At 33.0% G+C, this 20,618-nt stretch carries 18 protein-coding genes and 1 riboswitch; of the genes, 16 read left to right on the plus strand and 2 right to left on the minus strand.

Annotated elements, in window-relative coordinates; genetic code table 11:
- Positions 1–58: 58 nt before the first annotated feature.
- Together thiC and thiS are read right to left on the minus strand one after the other, a co-directional pair.
- A complete protein-coding gene (gene thiC, locus Q4Q34_RS15405; RefSeq protein WP_303315364.1) occupies positions 59–1,918 on the minus strand; it encodes a phosphomethylpyrimidine synthase ThiC in 1,860 nt (619 codons plus the stop codon).
- 30 nt (positions 1,919–1,948) lie between these two features.
- Entirely contained in the window at positions 1,949–2,152 is a 204-nt protein-coding gene (gene thiS / locus Q4Q34_RS15410; RefSeq protein ID WP_303315363.1) for a sulfur carrier protein ThiS, read from the minus strand.
- A gap of 120 nt (positions 2,153–2,272) precedes the next feature.
- A riboswitch (TPP riboswitch) is annotated at positions 2,273–2,367 on the minus strand.
- A 258-nt stretch (positions 2,368–2,625) separates the two neighbouring features.
- On the opposite strand from thiS, the gene Q4Q34_RS15415 reads away from it, so the two are divergent.
- The 16 genes from Q4Q34_RS15415 (at position 2,626) to Q4Q34_RS15490 (ending at position 20,611) form a co-directional block, all read left to right on the plus strand.
- Entirely contained in the window at positions 2,626–2,913 is a 288-nt protein-coding gene (locus Q4Q34_RS15415) for a hypothetical protein (protein WP_303315362.1), read from the plus strand.
- Positions 2,914–2,978: 65 nt separating this feature from the next.
- Positions 2,979–6,533: an RHS repeat domain-containing protein gene (locus Q4Q34_RS15420; protein ID WP_303315361.1), complete on the plus strand. Its 3,555-nt coding sequence runs from the start codon at positions 2,979–2,981 to the stop codon at positions 6,531–6,533.
- Positions 6,534–6,535: 2 nt separating this feature from the next.
- Positions 6,536–10,555 carry a DUF6443 domain-containing protein gene (locus tag Q4Q34_RS15425; RefSeq protein WP_303315360.1) on the plus strand — a complete coding sequence of 1,340 codons (4,020 nt, stop codon included), beginning with the start codon at positions 6,536–6,538 and terminating at the stop codon, positions 10,553–10,555.
- A gap of 7 nt (positions 10,556–10,562) precedes the next feature.
- On the plus strand, positions 10,563–10,790 hold the full coding sequence (locus Q4Q34_RS15430; RefSeq protein WP_303315358.1) for a hypothetical protein: 228 nt from the start codon (positions 10,563–10,565) through the stop codon (positions 10,788–10,790).
- 10 nt (positions 10,791–10,800) lie between these two features.
- Entirely contained in the window at positions 10,801–11,226 is a 426-nt protein-coding gene (locus tag Q4Q34_RS15435; protein ID WP_303315357.1) for a DUF2059 domain-containing protein, read from the plus strand.
- A gap of 155 nt (positions 11,227–11,381) precedes the next feature.
- Positions 11,382–11,537 carry a hypothetical protein gene (locus Q4Q34_RS15440; protein WP_303315356.1) on the plus strand — a complete coding sequence of 52 codons (156 nt, stop codon included), beginning with the start codon at positions 11,382–11,384 and terminating at the stop codon, positions 11,535–11,537.
- Between the two features lie 230 nt (positions 11,538–11,767).
- Positions 11,768–12,793, plus strand: a complete 1,026-nt coding sequence (locus Q4Q34_RS15445; RefSeq protein WP_303315355.1) for a hypothetical protein — start codon at positions 11,768–11,770, stop codon at positions 12,791–12,793.
- Between the two features lie 717 nt (positions 12,794–13,510).
- Positions 13,511–15,202, plus strand: coding sequence for a glycosyl hydrolase family 18 protein (locus Q4Q34_RS15450; RefSeq protein ID WP_303315354.1), 1,692 nt, complete (start codon positions 13,511–13,513; stop codon positions 15,200–15,202).
- A gap of 15 nt (positions 15,203–15,217) precedes the next feature.
- Positions 15,218–15,541 (plus strand): hypothetical protein, encoded by a 324-nt coding sequence (locus Q4Q34_RS15455; protein ID WP_303315353.1) that lies wholly within the window; start codon positions 15,218–15,220, stop codon positions 15,539–15,541.
- 7 nt (positions 15,542–15,548) lie between these two features.
- The gene (locus Q4Q34_RS15460) at positions 15,549–16,127 is read left to right on the plus strand and encodes a DUF4255 domain-containing protein (RefSeq protein WP_303315352.1); all 579 of its coding nucleotides are present in this window, start codon (positions 15,549–15,551) and stop codon (positions 16,125–16,127) included.
- Between the two features lie 14 nt (positions 16,128–16,141).
- Positions 16,142–17,164 (plus strand): hypothetical protein, encoded by a 1,023-nt coding sequence (locus Q4Q34_RS15465; protein WP_303315351.1) that lies wholly within the window; start codon positions 16,142–16,144, stop codon positions 17,162–17,164.
- Positions 17,165–17,186: 22 nt separating this feature from the next.
- Positions 17,187–18,824, plus strand: a complete 1,638-nt coding sequence (locus Q4Q34_RS15470; protein WP_303315350.1) for a phage tail sheath family protein — start codon at positions 17,187–17,189, stop codon at positions 18,822–18,824.
- Between the two features lie 39 nt (positions 18,825–18,863).
- On the plus strand, positions 18,864–19,325 hold the full coding sequence (locus Q4Q34_RS15475) for a phage tail protein (RefSeq protein WP_303315349.1): 462 nt from the start codon (positions 18,864–18,866) through the stop codon (positions 19,323–19,325).
- 5 nt (positions 19,326–19,330) lie between these two features.
- Positions 19,331–19,777 (plus strand): phage tail protein, encoded by a 447-nt coding sequence (locus Q4Q34_RS15480; protein WP_303315348.1) that lies wholly within the window; start codon positions 19,331–19,333, stop codon positions 19,775–19,777.
- 3 nt (positions 19,778–19,780) lie between these two features.
- Positions 19,781–19,939 carry a DUF5908 family protein gene (locus Q4Q34_RS15485; protein WP_303315346.1) on the plus strand — a complete coding sequence of 53 codons (159 nt, stop codon included), beginning with the start codon at positions 19,781–19,783 and terminating at the stop codon, positions 19,937–19,939.
- Positions 19,940–20,611 (plus strand): CIS tube protein, encoded by a 672-nt coding sequence (locus Q4Q34_RS15490; protein WP_303315345.1) that lies wholly within the window; start codon positions 19,940–19,942, stop codon positions 20,609–20,611. It abuts the gene before it with no gap.
- Positions 20,612–20,618 lie beyond the last annotated feature (7 nt).

The following is a 20,618-nucleotide window of genomic DNA, read 5'->3' on the forward strand; positions in this document are numbered from 1 at the left end:
TTGAAATATAAAGTAAATAGAAACGAATTTAATCGGTTATTTTGAAGTTTATTTGGTATTACAAATAGACTTCGCTTCCTTTTTCTTTAAATTCTTTTGATTTCTCTTCCATACCTTTTTGCACGACTTCATCATCTATGATATCATTTTCTGCTGCAAAATTTCGTACTTCCTGGGAAATTTTCATAGAGCAAAACTTTGGTCCGCACATAGAACAGAAATGGGCGATTTTAGCACCATCAGCAGGTAAGGTTTCATCGTGGTATGCTCTCGCTAACTCTGGATCAAGTCCTAAATTAAACTGATCTTCCCAACGGAATTCGAATCGTGCTTTACTTAAGGCATTATCCCTATGTTGCGATCCTGGATGTCCTTTTGCTAAATCGGCAGCATGTGCCGCTAATTTATAAGTCACAACTCCTGTACGTACATCATCTTTGTTTGGTAGCCCTAGATGTTCTTTTGGTGTTACATAGCAAAGCATAGCGCACCCGTACCATCCAATCATGGCAGCACCAATTCCAGAAGTAATATGGTCGTAACCAGGAGCAATATCTGTCGTTAATGGCCCTAATGTATAGAATGGCGCTTCATCACAGACTTCAATTTGTTTCTCCATATTTTCTTTAATCATGTGCATTGGCACGTGACCAGGACCTTCAATAAAGCATTGTACTTCTTGTTTACGCGCTATTTTGGTTAGTTCTCCCAAGGTTTCCAGTTCTGCAAATTGCGCTTCGTCATTGGCATCTGCAACAGAACCTGGACGTAACCCGTCTCCTAAAGAAAAGGCAACATCGTATTGTTTTAAAATGGCACAGATATCTTCAAAATGTGTGTAAAGGAAATTTTCTTTGTGATGTGCTAAGCACCATTTTGCCATAATAGAACCGCCTCGAGAAACGATTCCTGTAACACGTTTAGCAGTCATAGGGACATATCTCAACAATACACCTGCATGGATGGTGAAATAATCAACACCTTGTTCTGCTTGCTCTATCAATGTATCTCTAAAAATTTCCCATGTTAAATCTTCTGCAACACCATTTACCTTTTCTAAAGCTTGATAAATAGGAACAGTTCCAACAGGTACAGGAGAATTTCTAATAATCCATTCTCGGGTTTCATGAATGTTTTCACCTGTAGATAAATCCATGATATTATCTGCACCCCATCTACAAGCCCAAACAGCTTTTTCAACTTCTTCTTCAATGGAAGATATTACGGCAGAATTACCAATATTGGCATTGATTTTTACCAGAAAGTTTCTTCCCAAAATCATGGGTTCTGCTTCTGGGTGATTAATATTTGATGGAATAACTGCACGACCTCTGGCTACCTCAGACCGAACGAATTCAGCTGTGATCTTAGAAGGAATTGAAGCACCAAAGTGTTCTCCTTTATGTTGCTTGCTGATCTCTGTCATTTCATCAATTCGCTGATTTTCACGAATGGCAATGTATTCCATTTCTGGAGTTATAATACCCTGTTTTGCATAATGTAATTGGGTCACATTTTGGCCTTCTTTAGCACGCAGAGGCTTTTTGAGTAAGGAAAAACGCATATGATCCAATGTTGGGTCATTTAAGCGTTCGTTACTGTATGTAGAAGTAAATTGATTTAATTCCTCTACATCATTGCGATCTAAGATCCATTGTTTACGAATAGGATCGATGCCTTTATGAATATCAATGTCCTTGTTTGGATCTGTATATGGACCCGAAGTGTCATATACGGTTACTGGTTCATTTGGGGTTAATTTCCCCGTCATCGCATCCTTGGTATCGCTAAGAGCAATTTCTCTCATGGCTACTTGTATGTTTGGGTGGATGTCACCCTGTACATAGATTTTTTTAGAATTAGGAAACGGATTTCTTGAAATTGTTCCTTCTTTTGGAGCTGTGTCTTTTGTTTTCATTTCGTAAATATTTTTATTACTGGAAGAGCATTAACCACCTTGAGTTGCTTGAATAATTAAAACTTGATCATTGGAGCTGAGGCCATAAGAGTCCCATTGTTCTTTTGCTATAATATTATTATTAATAGCAAAAGCAATACCTTCTGATGGTGACTTGATTTTAGTGAGTAGCTTAGAAATAGTGGTCGCTTCTTCAACTTCTATTGTCGTCTCATTTACCGATATTTTAATCATAAATAATACAATTTTAATAGTTTGTATAAACTATCAAAGGTTGAGACGAAATACTTTGAAAATAGCACGGCAACTAAGTATAGTGCGTACTTATATAAGAAGTATGTAAATACATGCATTCATGCATTTTTAACTTTTTCCTTCGTTGGTACTAACCACATCAGGTTCAAAGGGTATGTCTCAGTTCCAAATTAGGAACACCCCTAAAGTTTACTGTACAAATTTATTTAAAAATATGGATTCTGACTACATTTTTTGGAATAAAGATTTGTTAAAAATAGTTTGCAGATCTAATGAACCCTGTTCTTGTTAAGATTACGACTGTGGTCGATGTCATAAAATTATAGTTTTTGATACTTCCAAAAAAAATAAAAAACCTTACTAAAAGTAAGGTAAAACCTTACTTTTATTCTTTGAGGGTTCTGTAGTTTTATAGGCTGATAATTTGGAGTTAAATAAACAATTATAATCTTATGAAAAGACTTTTGCCGTTAACCGTATTTGCTTTAATCATTTTATGTCCTATTGGAGCAAAAGCTCAAGACCTTAACCTTCCTAATATTTTTCCTCCCTTTTCTAATACCGCATTCTTAGGGCACTATGCAGGAGTACTCATTATATCCATTCCATTATTTAACGTTAAGTTTGGAGAAATAGAACTTCCAATAACATTAAGGGAAGATTCCATTGATGAAAAAAATATTGTATTCACAGATAAAAGCACTTCTTATATAGATATTGCTAATATTACAGGATTATGAATGGAAACAGATATTAAAAATAAAGTAATAATTCTAAAAATTAAAATATTATAAATCAAATAATTATGAAAAAAAGTTTTGTTGTTATTTTCATTAGTCTGTTTTTCTATAAAATAAATTACAGTCAAGACATAGGGGCTCCAGGTGTTCAGTTTTCTGCTACTCCTAATGTGGCTGCATTGGCCCAATATGTAGATACGCCGGTAAGCTATTACTCAGGAGTTCCTAATATTAACATTCCCCTATACACTATTAATACAGCAGGATACCAATTACCTATAAACTTAAGCTACCATGCTTCTGGAATTAAAGTTGCTCAAGAAGCTAGTTGGGTAGGTTTGGGTTGGAGTTTAAATGCAGGAGGTGCTATTACTAGGCAAATTAGGGGTAGGGATGATTTTTTTAGTGGAACGGCTCCTTCTGGAAATGATGCTAAAGGCTATTTTTTTAATTACGATAATTATGATGACCCTTTTAATGATGCCATAGAATGTATTACAAATGCATGGGAATTTACATATGGCGGAGGGTTAGCAGGGAGTGGTAGGATGACAGGTGTTTACGAGCCGCAATGCCATGCAAAGCATGATTCTGAGCCTGATTTATTCATGTTTAATTTTGGAGGATACTCAGGAAAATTTATACTACAATCTTTAGCTTATGAAAACGGGGATTGGCATAAAGGCAAAGGTGTTTTGTTAGACATAGAAAGTAATCTAAAAATTGAATTTGACTGGTCATCTAAAACTTTTAAAGTAATAGACCCCAATGGTATTCAATACGAATTTCAGGAAAAAGAAAAATCAATTACTACAAACTCAACAGGAGGGGATATCCATTCGGACCCTAGTGAGGCACCAGAAGTAATTAATTCCTGGCTTTTAACTAAAATTATCTTGGTAAATAATGAAGAGATTAATTTTGATTATGTAGGTGACGATTCAGTAGAGGATTTGGTTCGTTCTTCTGATGTAGAGCAAGCTTTAATAGCTACATCGTCATATAGTAATTCTACTAGTAACCCTATTCCGTTTAACCCAATTTTATATCCTCAACAATTTATTTCTTACAATAGTGTATCTATAAATGTTCCTTGTGCATCCCCATATATAGCTAATGGCAACTATACTCATTATTCTAGAACATTGCACCATTATAGAAGACGTTTAAATAGAATTTATTGGAAAGGAGGAGAAGTTAATTTTATAACAACTTCACGTAGTGATTATGGTTTATCTAAAAAGTTATCAAGGATCGATATTGAAAATGCGAATGAAGAAATTGTAAAACAATATGATTTTAATTATAACTATTTTAATGATCAGTATTTAAATGTCTCATCATCCGAAAAAAGAGAGTATTTAAGATTAAAGCTAGAAGAAATTCAAGAAATAAAAATAGATAGTACAGAAGTATTAAAACTTCCACCATATGAATTCAAATATTTTGAAGAAAACAAGTTACCTAGTAAAACATCAAATATGTATGATCATTGGGGTTACTATAATGGAGCTACTATAAATGAATTTAGATCAAAGATACCTAATCTTTTTATAGAAGATTTACATAAATATAAGTTAGACCAAAGCACTTCTGATGTATTTACTGTCATGGGCAATAATAATTTTTTCCAAGGAGCTATAAGAGATGCTGATATTGATTACACAGTTTCTGGAACTTTAAAATCTTTAAAATATCCAACAGGTGGTATTACAAATTATGAATATGAGTTAAATGATTATAATTCTGAAACGACTTTTGTTACTAACTCATACAAAGGGTATATTGAAAATAATGTACCCTATGCACAACCATTTCAGAAATTTGATGGTATTACAGACGAAAGTGGAGACCCGCCAAATTTTTATGAATTTGAAATACCCGAAGGATTATCTGCAAATTCGTTTAAACTTAAGTATACTATAAGTAAAGAAATGTTAAATGAATTTCCTATAAATCATAGTTACGGATTATCGTTATTTAAAATTAATGAAATGAATCAGGAAGAATTTGTAGGTAGATTTGATTTATATGACGCCTACAGTGCATATACTTGGTTCCTTATTGGTACTGCTGACGAGTATGGGCATTCTTCAGAGGAGATTATTGGTACAACATTAAGCTCTGGAAAATATAGACTTCGTTTTGTAATAGATAGTATTCCATTTCAGTCTGTTGTTAATCAAAGGCTTAATGGAACAATATCCTATAATATTGTAACAGAAACTAGACCAAACGCAATTGAATCTAGTGGCTTACGAGTAAAGAAAATTTTATCTCCTAAAAACACAAGGACTTTTACATATACATTAGAAAATAATTATTCTTCAGGTGTTTCAATGACAGAACTAGATTATTATGATCTCTATAAAGAGACAACCACATGCCCTCCAAATGCTTGGAATATTTCTTATATCTTAAAACGACAATCAAATAGTAATTATGCATTAACAGGAACTATAAATGGTAATGCTGTGGGATATTCTAGAGTAACTGAGGATATTATTGATTCTAAATCAAGTGAAAAAATAAGAACTATTTATTCGTATTTTAATCACAAAGAAGAAAAAACAGGATTAGGTGCGCCTAAGACTCCTGTATTGTCTAATGGTAAATTGTTAAGCGTAGAAAAGTATCAAGATGGCAGCATAAAAGAAAAAACTGAATTTGAATATGAAAATGTTTCAGTAAATGATATTGAAGCATACACATATACTTCTCCAACACCAGATTACTACCAATATAAATACGCAACAGATTACCAAATACCAATTGAATTTAATCCATTAATATCAGAGAGAACAACATTCTATGAGCAAGGTGGAAAATCTATAGAAAAAAGTAGCAAATATTATACATATTCAGCTTTTGATGCTTTTGATTTTCAGCAGCATTTAAATCCTACGTTGATAGAAGACATAGATGTGGATGGTAAAACAATAAAAACCAAGCTTTACTATCCAGAAGATATAGGGAACCTAAATGATGTTTCACCATCAGAGTTATTAACAGTAAATGCACTTATTGACGATTATAGAATCAATACACCTATACAAACAGAAAAGCAAATATTTACTGGCAATGTATCGAGCGGTATAGTAACTAATAATCTATCAAAACAGCGAATAATATACCAGGAATTAACAGGTTTAATCGTACCGAAAGAGTATAAAACGGCTGTTGCAGAAAGTGATTTAGAAACAGATATCATATATGAAAAGTATGATAGTTCGGGAAATATTTTAGAAATATCGAGTTCAAAAGCAAAAACCCATACTACTTATATTTGGGACAGAAATAAGCAATACCCCATAGCTAAACTAGAAAACACAACTTTTCAAGAAGTAGCAGATGCTCTTAATATAACAGCAGAAGCACTCTCCGACTTTGACGAGGATAATATTTCAAGTATTGATGATCTTCGGATACATCCAGATTTCAGCAATGTAAGAATAACAACTTATACCTATAAAAAATTAGTAGGTATTTTATCTGTGACAGATCCCCGCGGATATATAGTCACCTATCATTATGACGATTTTAACAGATTAAAATATGTCACAGATCATGAAGGAAACGTTGTAACAAAAAATGAATATTACTATAAAAACCAAGAATAGTTATGATGAAATTTTATAAAAAGTCAGTATTTATTCTAATGTTATTTATGTTTTGCAGCACATTAAGCGCACAAACAGATAATATCGAAATTGTTGGTCAAAAGTATGTAGAAGAAGGCATTGAATATACATATACTTTCAAAACAGACATTCCCGAAGATACAAACTGGAGTTGGTATGCATTTGGAGGTGCAGAAGTAACTGAGCAGTTAAAAGATAGCTCTGATGTAGTGATAGGTATTAAAGTAATATGGAGCAAACTTGATGCGTCCTCGAGTAATGAGCAAGTCATGGAAATTGAGGCATATGGAACATCAAATTCTGTCCCAATACAAAATTACTCATCAAATGTATTTTATGCTTCTTTTAAACCAGACCCTAATGGTATTTATCCAGTAATACTTACAGATAATGAAAACTATATAAAAACTACAACTTATCATGTAGATGTTAAACCAGATGTAAATGGAAACATTAATAGTACTAACGGGAATGTAGATATAAGCTATATAGATGGTATAGGCAGACCATTACAAAATATAGCTGTTAGTGCCGGAGGAGAATATGAAGATATCATTACACCAATAACTTATGACGAATTTGGGAGAAAAATAAGAGACTATTTACCTTATGCCGTTTCATCAAATTTAGGAGCCATAAGAACTAACCCAATACAAGAAGTACATGATTTTTACAATACCAGTAAGTATGAAAATACCATTAACCCATATTCTAATACTATACTGGAAAATACTGCACAATCAAGGGTTTTAGAGCAAGGTGCACCAGGAAATGATTGGATAGTAGATAGTAAAGTAAATTATTATGATGTAATTAAGAATAAATCAATAAAATTTCTTTACACACTTAATGCAGATCATCAAAATATTAAATTATTTGAAGTATCCTTTTTGAATGATAACAAAAGTGATCCGAAGTTAGAAGATATGGGCGTTTATGGTGATAACGAACTTTATCAAACTGATACAAAAGATGAAAATTGGGTTCATGGTAGTAATTCTCACAGTACCCAAGAGTTTAAAAATGAACGTGGGCAAGTAATTCTTAAGCGTACTTTTAATGATGTAGACATTAACAATGATGGAGATGTTGATGATGCCAATGAAAAAGCTGTAAACCACGACACTTATTATGTGTACGATATTTATGGTAACTTAACTTACGTAATACCTCCTAAAGTAAATACTTCAGACGGTGTAAGTACGGTAGAATTATCAGAGCTATGCTATCAATATAAATATGATAATAGAAATAGGTTAATAGAAAAGAAAATACCAGGAAAAGAATGGGAATATATCGTTTATGATAAGCTAGATAGACCAATATTAACCCAAGATTATAATTTAAGATACAATACAAACCTAACACAGCGTAATAAATGGTTATTTACAAAATATGATGTGTTTGGTAGAGTTGTTTACACAGGGATATATACTCATGCAAGTTTATTAAGTCAAGCTCAAATGCAAAGTCATTTGGATGCCTTTTACGATAATGATTCTGAATTAAATATTTATGAAAGCAAATTAAATATTGAAAATAATAATCATTACTACAGTAATCAAAGCTTTCCTAATACCAATATAGAGGTACTTACGGTTAATTACTATGATGATTATACGTTTACATTACCTCCATCTATAACAAAACCCTCGTTTGTATGGGAAACAGGAGATGTTGCCATTAACGTACAAGACTTGGCAACGGGTTCTAAAATAAAAGTATTAGATACAAATCAATGGATAACTAGTGTAACTGTATACAATAAAAAAGCAAGACCCATATGGTTAGCTAGTTATAACGAATATTTATTAACGACTGATATTGTAAAAAACAAACTAAACTTTATAGGAAACCCTACAAAGGTGGTGAGTATTCATAAAAAACAAAATCAAGAAGATATTGTGATTACAGATACTTACGAGTACGACCATATGCAGAGGTTAATAAATCAGTACCAAAGTATAACTGATTTTGAGCCTACAACAAATTCAAATGTTATACTTACAGAGCCGTCAAGCGCATTGCATTTATCTATAAATAGTATTACATTAAACCCCGGTTTTATAGGGACACCTGGGTTCAGTGCAAAAATAAGCGATCCTGATAATTTAAAAAAGGAGTTAATTGTTGTTAATACTTATGATGAACTAGGTCAATTGGAAAGCAAAAAAGTAGGAGGCGTTGTAGATAATAATTTATCACCAAAGTTACAACTAGGGTTGCAAACCATTGATTATGCTTATAATATTAGAGGTTGGCTTAAAAGTATTAACGATAACATAAGTACAGATAATACATTAACCTTGGCTAATAACGATTTGTTTGGGTTTAAAATTAATTACAACACTGTAAACCATAGTGGTACTAAACTATATAATGGGAACATTTCGGAAATTGAGTGGCAAACTGCAAATACAGATAATAGTTTAAAGTGGTATCAGTATGATTACGATGCCTTGAATAGAATTACAAGTGCTACGGGAAATACAAGTAATTATAACCTAAACTCCGTAGCCTATGATAAGAATGGGAACATTACCAGTCTTATTAGGCATGGGCAAACAAATGCAGGAGCAACGAGCTTTGGAATCATGGATGATTTGGTTTACAGTTATGAAATTAGTAGTAATAAACTTAAAAAAGTATTGGATAATGGAAATGGTACTTATGGTTTTAAAGATGGTTCTAATACAACTACCGAATACACTTATGATGACAACGGCAACATGCTCACCGATGCCAACAAGGGCATTTCAACGAATATCACGTACAACCACTTAAATTTACCTACCCAGGTTGTTTTGGGCGGTGGAAATATTTCTTATATTTACGATGCCTCTGGTGCAAAACTTGAAAAAGTAGTTACAGAAGGAAGTTCTATGACAAAAACGAAGTATGCTGGAAATTATGTGTATGAAGATTCAGGTACGGGAGATTTTTTAAAATTCTTTAACCATGAGGAAGGGTACATAGAACCTATCCTTGATGCTGGTTCTATAGTATATCAATATATATACCAATACAAAGACCATTTGGGGAATGTTAGATTAAGCTATAAAGATAGTGACAATAATGGTAGTGTAGCTTCTTCTGAAATACTGGAGGAGAACAACTACTATCCCTTTGGATTGAAACATAAGGGCTACAATTCCAACGTAACCTCCAGCAATATTGCGCTAAAGAGAAAGTACAATGGTGTCGAATTGGAGGAAGCTCTGGGGCTGAACCTCTATGAGATGGATGTACGCAGTTATGACCCAGCTATCGCTAGGTTTACTTCTATAGATCCCGTTACACATTACTCGATGAGCACCTATACGGCTTTTGATAACAACCCCGTGTTCTGGGCTGATCCTAGCGGTGCCAATGCCCAAACTACGAGGGTACAAGATTTAAATGGTAAATGGCATACGTTGACGGAAGGTGCAGATTACACTACCGTCTACAGTTCGGACAATAGTGATACTAACGATGAGGATGATAACTCGGAAGACAACAGCAGTGAAGAAGATTGTTGTGGAGATGGGATAACCGGGTTACTAAAGGGAATTGCCCAAGGTTTGATTGATACGAGTATAGCAACTAATCCCCTATATAAGGGCATAGATGATTTAAGCAAACTTATAACAGGAGAAGGGATAATTCCTGAAATAGAATTTACTGAAGGAGAGAGAACTACATATTATACAGGAATTATACTGTTTGCCTTATTAGAGCCTTCACCTGGCGGAGAAATTCAGCTGATAAATAAAGGAGTAACAGGTTTTGCAAAACATGCAATCAATCGGGCTATAAACAGGTCGGTAAAACCAGCGGCCATACTTGATGCAATCAAGAACCCTTTGAAAATTTTACCCTCAAAAACTGATGATTTAGGAAGAGAGAGTCAACGAATTATTGGAGCAAAGGCAGAAATTGTTATAAACGCTGAAGGGAAAATAATATCTGTTAACCCAACTTCGACCAAAAAAGCTCAAAAACTACTACAGCAACAATAATTAAGTTATGAAAGAATATAAAATAAAATTAAGTTTGAAAGAAGTCGAATATCTAATCAATAACTACCATGATTTAAAGAAAAGCAGGCTAGATGTTTGTTTCCATGAAAATCAAATAGAAAACATTAGAGATTGGGCATCAGAACAGTTACAGGTTAAAGGTTTTGATAGTGATTATGAATTAAATGAAAATGGAAAAGTTTTAGAGTCTCTTATTGATTCTTTTTACAGGTAAAATAAGAATCATGAAAAATGTAATATTAATAATAACATTTTTATTTACAAGTATAAATATATCGGGGCAACAAAAAAGAGGCTCTAAAATAGATGAGCTAATTGAAATTACTGATCTCGATAATACTATATCGACTTTTGTTAACTCTATATTGGATAAGCATAAAGAAGCTAATACAAGCATATCCGATCATTGTTGGGAAAAGGTTAAAAGTGAGATTGATTATGAACCCTTATTAGACAAAATAAGAGGGGTTTACAAAACTAATTTTACCGAAGAGGAATTGACTGGATTGTTTAATTTGTATAAATCGGGTAATATCAATGAATATGAAAGACAAATTAATAAAATTGATAATCAACTTTACATAGTTGGCAATGAGTTTGGTAAAAACACCTCAAAAATAATTAGTGAAAAGATCAATAATTGCAGGTAATAAGCCCCTGCTCCCGCTAGTTTTCAAAACTAGTGGCGTTAATGAGTAAGCAAAGTAAATAATAAAACATTATAATTTTAAAACGGGTATAAATTTTATACTGCCTGCCCCCAGATGGACAAGATATTATAATTAGTAATAACGTCAAAGGGGCTATGACAAATTTAGCTCAAATTGCTGCAACAAGTAAAGGCAATGGGAAACTACAATCATTAATTGGTAATAGAAAAGCAAAATATAGGATGAAATCAATTTTTTGGAGAAACAACCCCTGCTCCCGCAAGTTTGTAACTTGTGGCGGTAAAGAGTAAGAAAAATACAGAAGAAGCTACTCTATTTCTAAAATAGCTCATGGTATTATTCTTTTCTTAAAACTTACTTAATACGCCACTAGTTTTAGAAAATAGCGGTAGCAAGGGTTTTCAACTATAGTAAGATGTGATTTAATGAGGAAATAACATAGGAAGAAACAAATATTGATGAGCAAATCCTTGGCATTTAAAATCCTTTTATATTGTATAATTAAATAATTAAAAATCAAATGAAAACAAAACAAATCGGAAAAACATGTCTGTTAGTGATATTTACCTTTGTAAGTATTAATTTTCAAGATGCCTTTAGTCAACAATCAATCACTTGGGTAGATATAGTGGGACTAGATATAACAGGTGATAATATTAGAAAAACCGAAGTAGGCGATGCTTGGGGTAATGGAGGAGCTGCATCAATGGAGGTACTAAATTCAAATCTTGATGGTTGGGTCGAGTCTACTGTTTTAGAATTAGATAAAGCAAGAATGATAGGTTTTTCTGAGATGAATTCTGATGCTAATTACACAACAATTGATTATGCAATATACCTAAGACATACAGGGGAATTAAAAGTTTATGAAAAAGGGATAAATAAGTTTACTGCAGTTAATAATTATTTAAGTGGTGACAAAGTTAAAGTAGAGAGAATGGGTGGTGTTATTAATTATAAAATTAACGATAATATTTTTTATACCTCATTAATAACATCAACTACAAGTTTATTAGTAGATATATCTATTTTTGATCTTTATGGAACATTGAACAATATTAAAATATCAGACTCTTTTACGGGTCAAGATAATAGTGGTAATACAAATGAAGAAGTTTCTTGGATTCCAAATAGTAACAATTTATATTTTGAAAATGCTGTCGCAATTGGAAGGACTAATACAATACAAGATTATATTTTAAGTGTTGAAGGTAAAATAATTACTCAAGAGATTAAGGTCACACTAGATGAGTGGTCTGATTTTGTTTTTGAAAATAATTATAACCTACCAACACTCAGAGAAGTTGAGCAATATATAAAGAACAAAGGGCATTTAAAAGGTATTCCAAGTGCAGAAGAGGTTAAAAAAGACGGTTTCTTTTTAGGAAAAATGGATTCCAAGTTATTACAGAAAATAGAAGAGTTAACATTATATACTATAAAGCAGCAAAAAGAGATTGAAGTTCTTAAGAAAGAAAACAAAACCCAACAATCATTATCTCTTAGATTGGCTAAAATTGAGAAATTGATTAGCGATAAAAAATAGTAAGATTTGTAAGTTTTAGAAACTCTTCTTTTACATTTGTTTTTAACCTTTGGGTTATATTTGTACCGGCTACGCTGAGTTTGTAATTTCAAGTTTGTAACTTGTGATAGTAAAGAGTAAGAAAAAACAAACTAAGAAACTACTTTAGAAATAGAGTAACTTCATTATTCATAATTATACTTATAATTATATTTTTTATTTAACAATAGTTAAATTTAATTATTCCATTCTGTGAATCCCGCTCTGCGAAGTCTGTGACTTCGTAGAGCTAAATAAAAAAGGAAAACTAGTTTGTAACTAGTACTGAGTATAAGTAAGAAATAAAAAAGAGAAGCCACATTATAGTGATATAGTGTGGTTTTTTAGTTTACAGAATAGATTGATCTTTCTTTTAGCAGTAAAAAGTATCAATAACAGAAAAGATATGTTTACGGTCTTCTCCAGCTAATCGAAGTTTGTAACTTCGAGCTATTGTAATAAAATAGAAACCACTAGGAATAAGGGAGAAACCGTTTTGTCTAGAATAGCGAAACCAATACTATCAATACCATTAAAAATAAAAATATAAAAATATAAATATTTTACTACGTAAATACGTAAGAATTTGTTTAAAATAATTATCTTACACTCTTACAAATTAATCTTACATAATTTAATTTAGTGAGTAAAAAAAATATTTTTTTAATAATTTTTATGTGTTTTGTGATACAAAAATATATGTATCCTTCAAGTATTATAAAGGATGATTTTCCTTTACAAGATACCACTAAAGTTCTTAAAAAAGCAGGCAAAGTAGCAACATTTTTAAAAAGTATATTCAATCATAATGACTCCACTAAACAGGCAAGAAAATTTATTCATCAGCACCATAAGGTCTTAAAAGATAATAAAGCTCCAACTTTTGCTACAAGTACCGATACAATTACTTCCACACCTATAGAGTTATCAGAAGATTTTGAGTTAGATTATGAAGTGTTAGGATGGTATCCGTATTGGGAAAAAGAGTATTACAAGCAACTTAATTTCTCATTACTTTCTACTGTTGCCTATTTTTCATACGAAGTGAATCCTAAAACAGGCGATGCTATTACAACTCACGACTGGGAAACGACTGCATTAATAGATTCATTAAAAGCACAGCCAAATAAAAAAATACTCCTTACAGTTAGCAATTTTGGAGATACGAATAACAGGAAATTCTTGAAAAATCCTGATGCTATTGATACACTGATAAGCAACCTCATTACATTATTATCTAAAAGAGATGGAGATGGTGTGTGTATCGATTTTGAAGGTGTCGCAAAAAAACAAAAAAGTGAGTACACAGGTTTTTTATTAACCTTATCTAACAGGCTTAAAAAAGCAAATAAAGATTATGAAATTTATATTACTGTACCCAGTGTAAATTGGAGTGAAGCTTTAGATTTTAAGGCTATAAATCAAGCTATAGATCGATTTGTGATTATGGGTTACGATTATTATGGACAGGCTAGTACCGTTGCAGGACCAGTGGCTCCATTAAAAAGTGACAAAACCTGGGAACCATATAACCTGACAACATCAGTCGATTATTATATTTATAGTGGGATAGCCAGCTCTAAAATAATATTAGCATTACCAACTTATGGGAGCTTATGGGAAACAAAAAACTTAAACCTAAAGTCTAAGGTAAAAAAATACATAGGTAGCAGAACCTACAGCTATATTAAAACCAATATAGAAAAAAACGAAGCAATTTATATAGAGCCCGTAAGTAAAAGTGCATACAGTGCCTATAAAATAAAAAGTAATAAGACCCAATATAGACAATGTTGGTTTGAAAACGACTCTAGTTTCATATACAAAACCCAGCTTATTAAAGAAAAGAAGCTAAAAGGCCTGGGACTTTGGGCTTTGGGATATGATAAAGGGTATAATGACATATGGGAAGTCATTAGTGAAGAATTATCGAAGCCACCAGAACAAGATGCCGCAAGTGCTAACGGTAGTTCGGTTAGCGGAGGTGACAGTGCAGCAGATGGAGAATCCAGTTCTATAGTTTCTAGTATAGTAAATACATTAGGGCTTACAGACCCCAATAGTAAAATAAATAAGGTAGAAGGAAAATTAGAAACAGTAACTAATTATAGAACGATCTTACTCTACGTGATGTCCTTTATTTTGTTTTTTGCTTGCATAGGCTTTTTAATGGCTATGCTATACCCTAATACACGTAATAATTTCTTTAACGATACATCTTTAAAAGCATATTATATAGCCACCATACTGGTTTTTGCAGTCGTGATTTTTAGAATGCAAAACTGGATAAATAATGGCGTTGTTTTATTAATCATTGGATTTTTTATAGGAATATCTGCTTTTTATGTAGCAAATAAGATTATAGAAAAAAAACAAAAAGATTTACCGTGAATAAGGTTTTTGTAAATGAATGTTAAAAGTATAAAAGAAGATTCGGGTAAAATTAAAAAGATGCTTGCTGCTATAAAAAAAGCAGTATCAAAAGAATTTTTGTGGATCCTATTTATCATGGCAATTAGTATCCCTTTGGCTTTGGTAGTTTCATATATTATAAGTTCAGATGCTCATATTATAAGTGAAACGGTGTCCCAAGAGATAGAAGAAGTTTCCGAGATTATAACCAACCAACAACCTTTATTTAGGGTAGTATATGGCATATGCGCATTAGGTATTTATTTTTCAAGAATGGTGATGACAGCTATAAAAACACAATTAGAGAGTAACAAATAGTTTAAAGATGTTAGATAAGGCATTATTATTTATAAGCAATTTACTAAACAAAGAACTTAAAATGTCCTTTGGACTTACCGATGATATCGTAGTAGTGGGCAGTCTTATAAATCTGGATGGCAGTATTACCAAGAATATTGAGAATAAGGTGGTTTTGTCTATTATAAATCTAGAACATGAAAAAACAGTAAAACATAGAGAAGGATATATTACTAATGAGCAAGGAGCTTTCAATAAAGTAAATGCCCCAGTGCACCTTAATCTGTATTTGCTAATATCTGCCAATTATAATTCAGATAATTATATGGAAGCCTTAAAAATGCTGTCTGCTGTAATAGGTGTATTTCAATCCACCAGAGTTTTTAAGTCGGAAACCTATCCAGAACTCGATCCATTAATAAAACGCTTAGCTTTTGAAATTTATAATGTACCCATACAAGAATTAAGTCATGTATGGAGTGGCATAGGAGCTAAGTATGTGCCCTCTATGCTCTACAAAGTTAGAATGATTAGCATACAAAAAGGACAAGTAAAAGAACAAATAGCAAGCATAAGTGGCTTAGATACAAACGCTAAAAAGCAATAAAGTAAAATATGAATATGAATCACCAACATTGGTTTACAATAAGAATAGAACATCAATATTTCTATAATAATGAATGTGATATTTTTGAATTGTTGCCAATGCATGAGACACGGCGTATCATGAAAAATTATGGAATCCGATTTCAAAAGTTAGGGCATCAATACTACGCTTATGCAGTAGTAGCGCCTTCCAAAAAAATTTGGGAAGAACTTCAAAGGGCTGAAGATTTATATTTTCAATTAATTAATACAGATCAGAATTTTGATAATTATACCAATGTAAATTTACCTAAAAAAGAAGGATCCGTATTATATATAACTAACTCAGAAGTTACTAATACACTTAAAGAAGAAGAAACCGTAAGTCCGTTGCCTTTAGAGACACGTCCGTTGCGTTTTAATGTAAAAGCTTCGATAACAGAAACCACATCGGTCATTATTAAAAATAGTAAAGGACAAGACATATTTAGTCAACAGTCTTTAAAAAATCAATCCGATATTCCTATAGATATAAGTGCTTTTGGAGCAGGGATCTATCAACTATGGATAGATGGTAGCTTAACCAGTACATTTTTTGGTACATCACAGATCTTGCATACAAACTGTTATGGGATATTACATATTCAAATGCGAAACATTCAAGAATCGCTAAAAGAAAATACCATACCCTCATTAAAGGTAAATTTTGAATCCAGAGCCACTTTTTGGGAATATGTTGTTATTGTGCCTAAAGATAAGAAAATTGAAATTCAGAATATGAGCATAGAAAGCGTAGATAGCGAAGAATATAAAACATCTGAAAAAAAAATAATCCTAGGAAATCAGGAAGCATCTCATGTTTTTACTTCTACTAATGCCATTAAGCTTAATCAAAAACCAGAAAAATATGCCACATTAAAAATTCGGTACACCAATCAATTTTCAGATACTTTACAGGAATTGGATATGAAAATGCCAGTTCCGGGGGTATCATCTATTATAACCGAAAATGAAAATAACGAGAATTTATATTATTCTCAAACTATAATTTATGTCTAACACTTAAAAACAATCAAGAAGAATGTCAGTAACAGCAATGAAAACACCTGGGGTTTATATCCAAGAATTGGATGCCTTTGGAAATGCCGTTGTACCGGTACCTACTGCAATTCCGGCTTTTATCGGATACACAGGACAGACCAACTACAATGGAAAAGATTTAGTAAACAAAGCCGTGAGAATTACTTCATTGGCAGAGTTTAATGCTATTTTTGGTAGCCAACCACCACAAATTCAATTTAGTGTAAATCCAGTGCCAGCAGCTAAGCCAGCAGCACCAGCAAAAAAAGGAGCAGACCCAGCAAAACCAGCAACTCCAGCAGCTTCAACTCCGGCTGACTTTTCTGTAGGAGGCAATGGGTATACCTTAGCAACGAGTACAGTAAATTATAGACTATATAGTGCGGTTCGGTTTTTTTACGAAAATGGAGGCGGAACCTGTTATATTGTATCTACAGGAGGGTATGATTTTTCAGCAACAGGCTTAACAGCTACCACACCTTTTACAGACGCGTTAACACTATTGGAAAAAGAAGAAGAGCCAACCATGATAGTGATACCAGATGCAGTCGAGTTGATGGATCCTACACAAACGGAATTAGCAGAAAAATACGCGTTATGTTATACGCTACAGGGTGAAATGATAAACCATTGCGGATTACTTGGCACTAGGGTAGCTCTTTTAGATATTCCTGGTGGTTATAGTGAACCTTTGGTAGGCACAACAAGTGTTGAAGGGTTTAGAAATGCCGTAGAGCCAACATTACCTAAGTTTAATAGTTATGCAGCGGCTTATTACCCCTGGTTACATACTACAGTAAACCAATTAACGGATATATCATATAAAAATATTGCAACGGCAAGTTATACCGCTGTCAAAGCAATGCTAAATGCAGAATTTCCAAACGTAACAGACCCTAAAACCAATAGTTCTATTCCTAATCCAATAGCAAAATACATTACAGCATTATTAGCTGCAAAACCTGCTGCAGATGGTATTACACAGGATAAAGCAGATACAGTACTTAAAAACCTAAGTGCGTCTTACAAACTGTTATTGAATCATGTATTGGAAAAATTAAATTTAATGCCACCTAGTGCAGCTATGGCAGGGATTTATACCATTGTAGACAATAATGAAGGTGTTTGGGTAGCACCTGCAAATGTTGGTGTACAAGGTGTGATTTCACCAGCAATTAAAATAGACTTACAAGCTCAAGAAGATCTTAATGTGCCATTAGATGGGAAATCGATATGCGCCATTAGATCATTCCAAGGAAAAGGTGTGCTCGTTTGGGGAGCCAGAACATTAGATGGTAACTCTAACGATTGGAGATATGTGAATGTTAGAAGAACATTAATATACATAGAACAATCTGTAAAGGAAGCAGCAAGTGCTTATGTCTTTGCTCCTAATGATGCTAAGACTTGGGTGTCAGTAAAAAGCATGATAAGTAACTTCTTATTAGGCTTATGGAATCAAGGTGGTTTAGTAGGTCCAAAACCAGCAGATGCTTTTTCTGTAACAGTAGGACTTGGAAGTACTATGACTGCGGATGATATTCTTAATGGAAGAATGATCGTAGCTGTAAAAGTAGCCATATCACATCCAGCGGAATTCATTGAGATTACATTCCAACAAGAGATGCAAAAAGCATAAAAAATAACTATTAATTAATCATTTTAAAAATATACAATTATGGCAGATGATGGATCAGCACAAGGTGCAATATGGCCGTTAACTAAATTTTATTTTACAGTTAGTTTAGGCTCCCAAGATAATACAGCTTCTTTTCAGGAAGTATCAGGTTTAGATACTGAAACACAAGTGGTAGAGTACAGGCACGGAGACAGCAAAACGTTTAGTACAATTAAAATGCCTGGCCTTGCTAAATTTAGTAACGTAACACTTAAAAAAGGTGTTTTTGTAAAAGATAATAACTTTTGGACCTGGTATAATGCTATAAAAATGAATACCATTAAAAGAGAAACAGTCGTTATCAAATTATTGGATGAGTCTGGATCACCAACAATGACCTGGACATTAACGAATGCCTGGCCTACCAAAATAACAGCTACAGATCTAAAATCTGAAGCAAACGAAGTAGCGGTAGAAACTTTAGAATTGGCTCACGAGGGCTTAACTATTTCCAATAGTTAAAACTTATGAGTGATTACCCATTACCAGGTTTTTATTTTAGACTAACATTTCCATTAGAATTAGGCTTATTTGATACTTCCTTTAAAGAAGTATCAGGTATGTCTATGGAAATGGGTACAGAAGAAATTGCAGAAGGTGGGGAAAACCGGTTTAAACACCGGGTTCCTACCGGAGCAAAATACCAAAACCTTGTTCTAAAACGTGGCGTAACGTCAAGTGTTTCGGCCTTGTCATTATGGTGCGAAGCCACTATTGGAGGCGGATTATCATCGTCAATTATTACACAAACAGTCATATTAAGCCTTTTGGATGAAGATAGTTTTCCTATAAAAAACTGGAGTTTTATTAACGCATGGCCTGTAAAATGGGAGTTTTCGCCATTAAACTCCATGAACAATGAAATTCTTATAGAAACACTGGAATTATCATACGATTATTCACTAGTAGTATAAATTATGCCTATAGAAATAAGAGAGTTGATCATAAAAGTAAAAGTCGAAGAGTCTATAAAACCAAAACAAGAGGTTTTAGACATAAGCATGATAAAAGAAACCGTTGAAAACCTTTGTAAAAAAGAAGTAAAAAGACAATTACAAAAAATAAGAGAGCGCTAGATGTCAAAAAATTTAATGACCATTACAGCATATTCAGATAATGAGTATTCCAGTAAAACAGGAGATAGTTGCACTGTACAAATAAACCCGGCATCATATACACATGATCATACCATTGAATATAATAAATTTCAACCTGTAGGATCTCCTGGGACTTCCGTATGGTATAAAGGAACACCCCCGGAAAAAGTGACTTTTGATATTTATTTTGATGCCACAGGGGCAGTAAGTACGGATAGTTTATTTGCATCGCAAACTCCGGTTTCAGATCAGATAGATAGCTTTAAAAGCACTTGTTTTACCTATAATGGAAGCATACACGAACCCAACTATTTAATACTTTCATGGGGAACATTGGTTTTTAAATGCAAACTAACCGCTTTAAATATTTCGTATACGCTTTTTCAAAGTGATGGTACACCATTAAGAGCTAAATTAAGCACCACTTTTGAAGGCGCCATTTCTGCAGATGATATAGCCGCAGAAGCAGATAGTCAATCTCCAGACCTGACCCATTATATTGAAGTAAAAGAAGGAGATACGTTACCTCTAATCTGTTATCGAATCTATGGAGACAGTGGGTATTATAGAGAAGTAGCATCGTACAATAATGTTTTAAATTTTAGGAATATAGCTCCGGGGACAAAGTTGTATTTACCCCCTTTAAAGTAAACTGAAT

The organism is Flavivirga abyssicola, assembly GCF_030540775.2.
GTDB lineage: Bacteria > Bacteroidota > Bacteroidia > Flavobacteriales > Flavobacteriaceae > Flavivirga > Flavivirga abyssicola.

Bases quoted from the DNA above. Each gene is read 5' to 3' on its own strand.
- thiS (WP_303315363.1), bottom strand. From the start codon at position 2,152: ATGATTAAAATATCGGTAAATGAGACGACAATAGAAGTTGAAGAAGCG.
- Q4Q34_RS15475 (WP_303315349.1), top strand. From the start codon at position 18,864: ATGGCAGATGATGGATCAGCACAAGGTGCAATATGGCCGTTAACTAAA.
- Q4Q34_RS15425 (WP_303315360.1), top strand. From the start codon at position 6,536: ATGATGAAATTTTATAAAAAGTCAGTATTTATTCTAATGTTATTTATG.
- Q4Q34_RS15470 (WP_303315350.1), top strand. From the start codon at position 17,187: ATGTCAGTAACAGCAATGAAAACACCTGGGGTTTATATCCAAGAATTG.
- Q4Q34_RS15490 (WP_303315345.1), top strand. From the start codon at position 19,940: ATGTCAAAAAATTTAATGACCATTACAGCATATTCAGATAATGAGTAT.
- thiC (WP_303315364.1), bottom strand. From the start codon at position 1,918: ATGAAAACAAAAGACACAGCTCCAAAAGAAGGAACAATTTCAAGAAAT.
- Q4Q34_RS15480 (WP_303315348.1), top strand. From the start codon at position 19,331: ATGAGTGATTACCCATTACCAGGTTTTTATTTTAGACTAACATTTCCA.
- Q4Q34_RS15445 (WP_303315355.1), top strand. From the start codon at position 11,768: ATGAAAACAAAACAAATCGGAAAAACATGTCTGTTAGTGATATTTACC.
- Q4Q34_RS15440 (WP_303315356.1), top strand. From the start codon at position 11,382: ATGACAAATTTAGCTCAAATTGCTGCAACAAGTAAAGGCAATGGGAAA.
- Q4Q34_RS15430 (WP_303315358.1), top strand. From the start codon at position 10,563: ATGAAAGAATATAAAATAAAATTAAGTTTGAAAGAAGTCGAATATCTA.
- Q4Q34_RS15450 (WP_303315354.1), top strand. From the start codon at position 13,511: ATGTATCCTTCAAGTATTATAAAGGATGATTTTCCTTTACAAGATACC.
- Q4Q34_RS15485 (WP_303315346.1), top strand. From the start codon at position 19,781: ATGCCTATAGAAATAAGAGAGTTGATCATAAAAGTAAAAGTCGAAGAG.
- Q4Q34_RS15415 (WP_303315362.1), top strand. From the start codon at position 2,626: ATGAAAAGACTTTTGCCGTTAACCGTATTTGCTTTAATCATTTTATGT.
- Q4Q34_RS15420 (WP_303315361.1), top strand. From the start codon at position 2,979: ATGAAAAAAAGTTTTGTTGTTATTTTCATTAGTCTGTTTTTCTATAAA.
- Q4Q34_RS15460 (WP_303315352.1), top strand. From the start codon at position 15,549: ATGTTAGATAAGGCATTATTATTTATAAGCAATTTACTAAACAAAGAA.
- Q4Q34_RS15465 (WP_303315351.1), top strand. From the start codon at position 16,142: ATGAATCACCAACATTGGTTTACAATAAGAATAGAACATCAATATTTC.
- Q4Q34_RS15455 (WP_303315353.1), top strand. From the start codon at position 15,218: ATGAATGTTAAAAGTATAAAAGAAGATTCGGGTAAAATTAAAAAGATG.
- Q4Q34_RS15435 (WP_303315357.1), top strand. From the start codon at position 10,801: ATGAAAAATGTAATATTAATAATAACATTTTTATTTACAAGTATAAAT.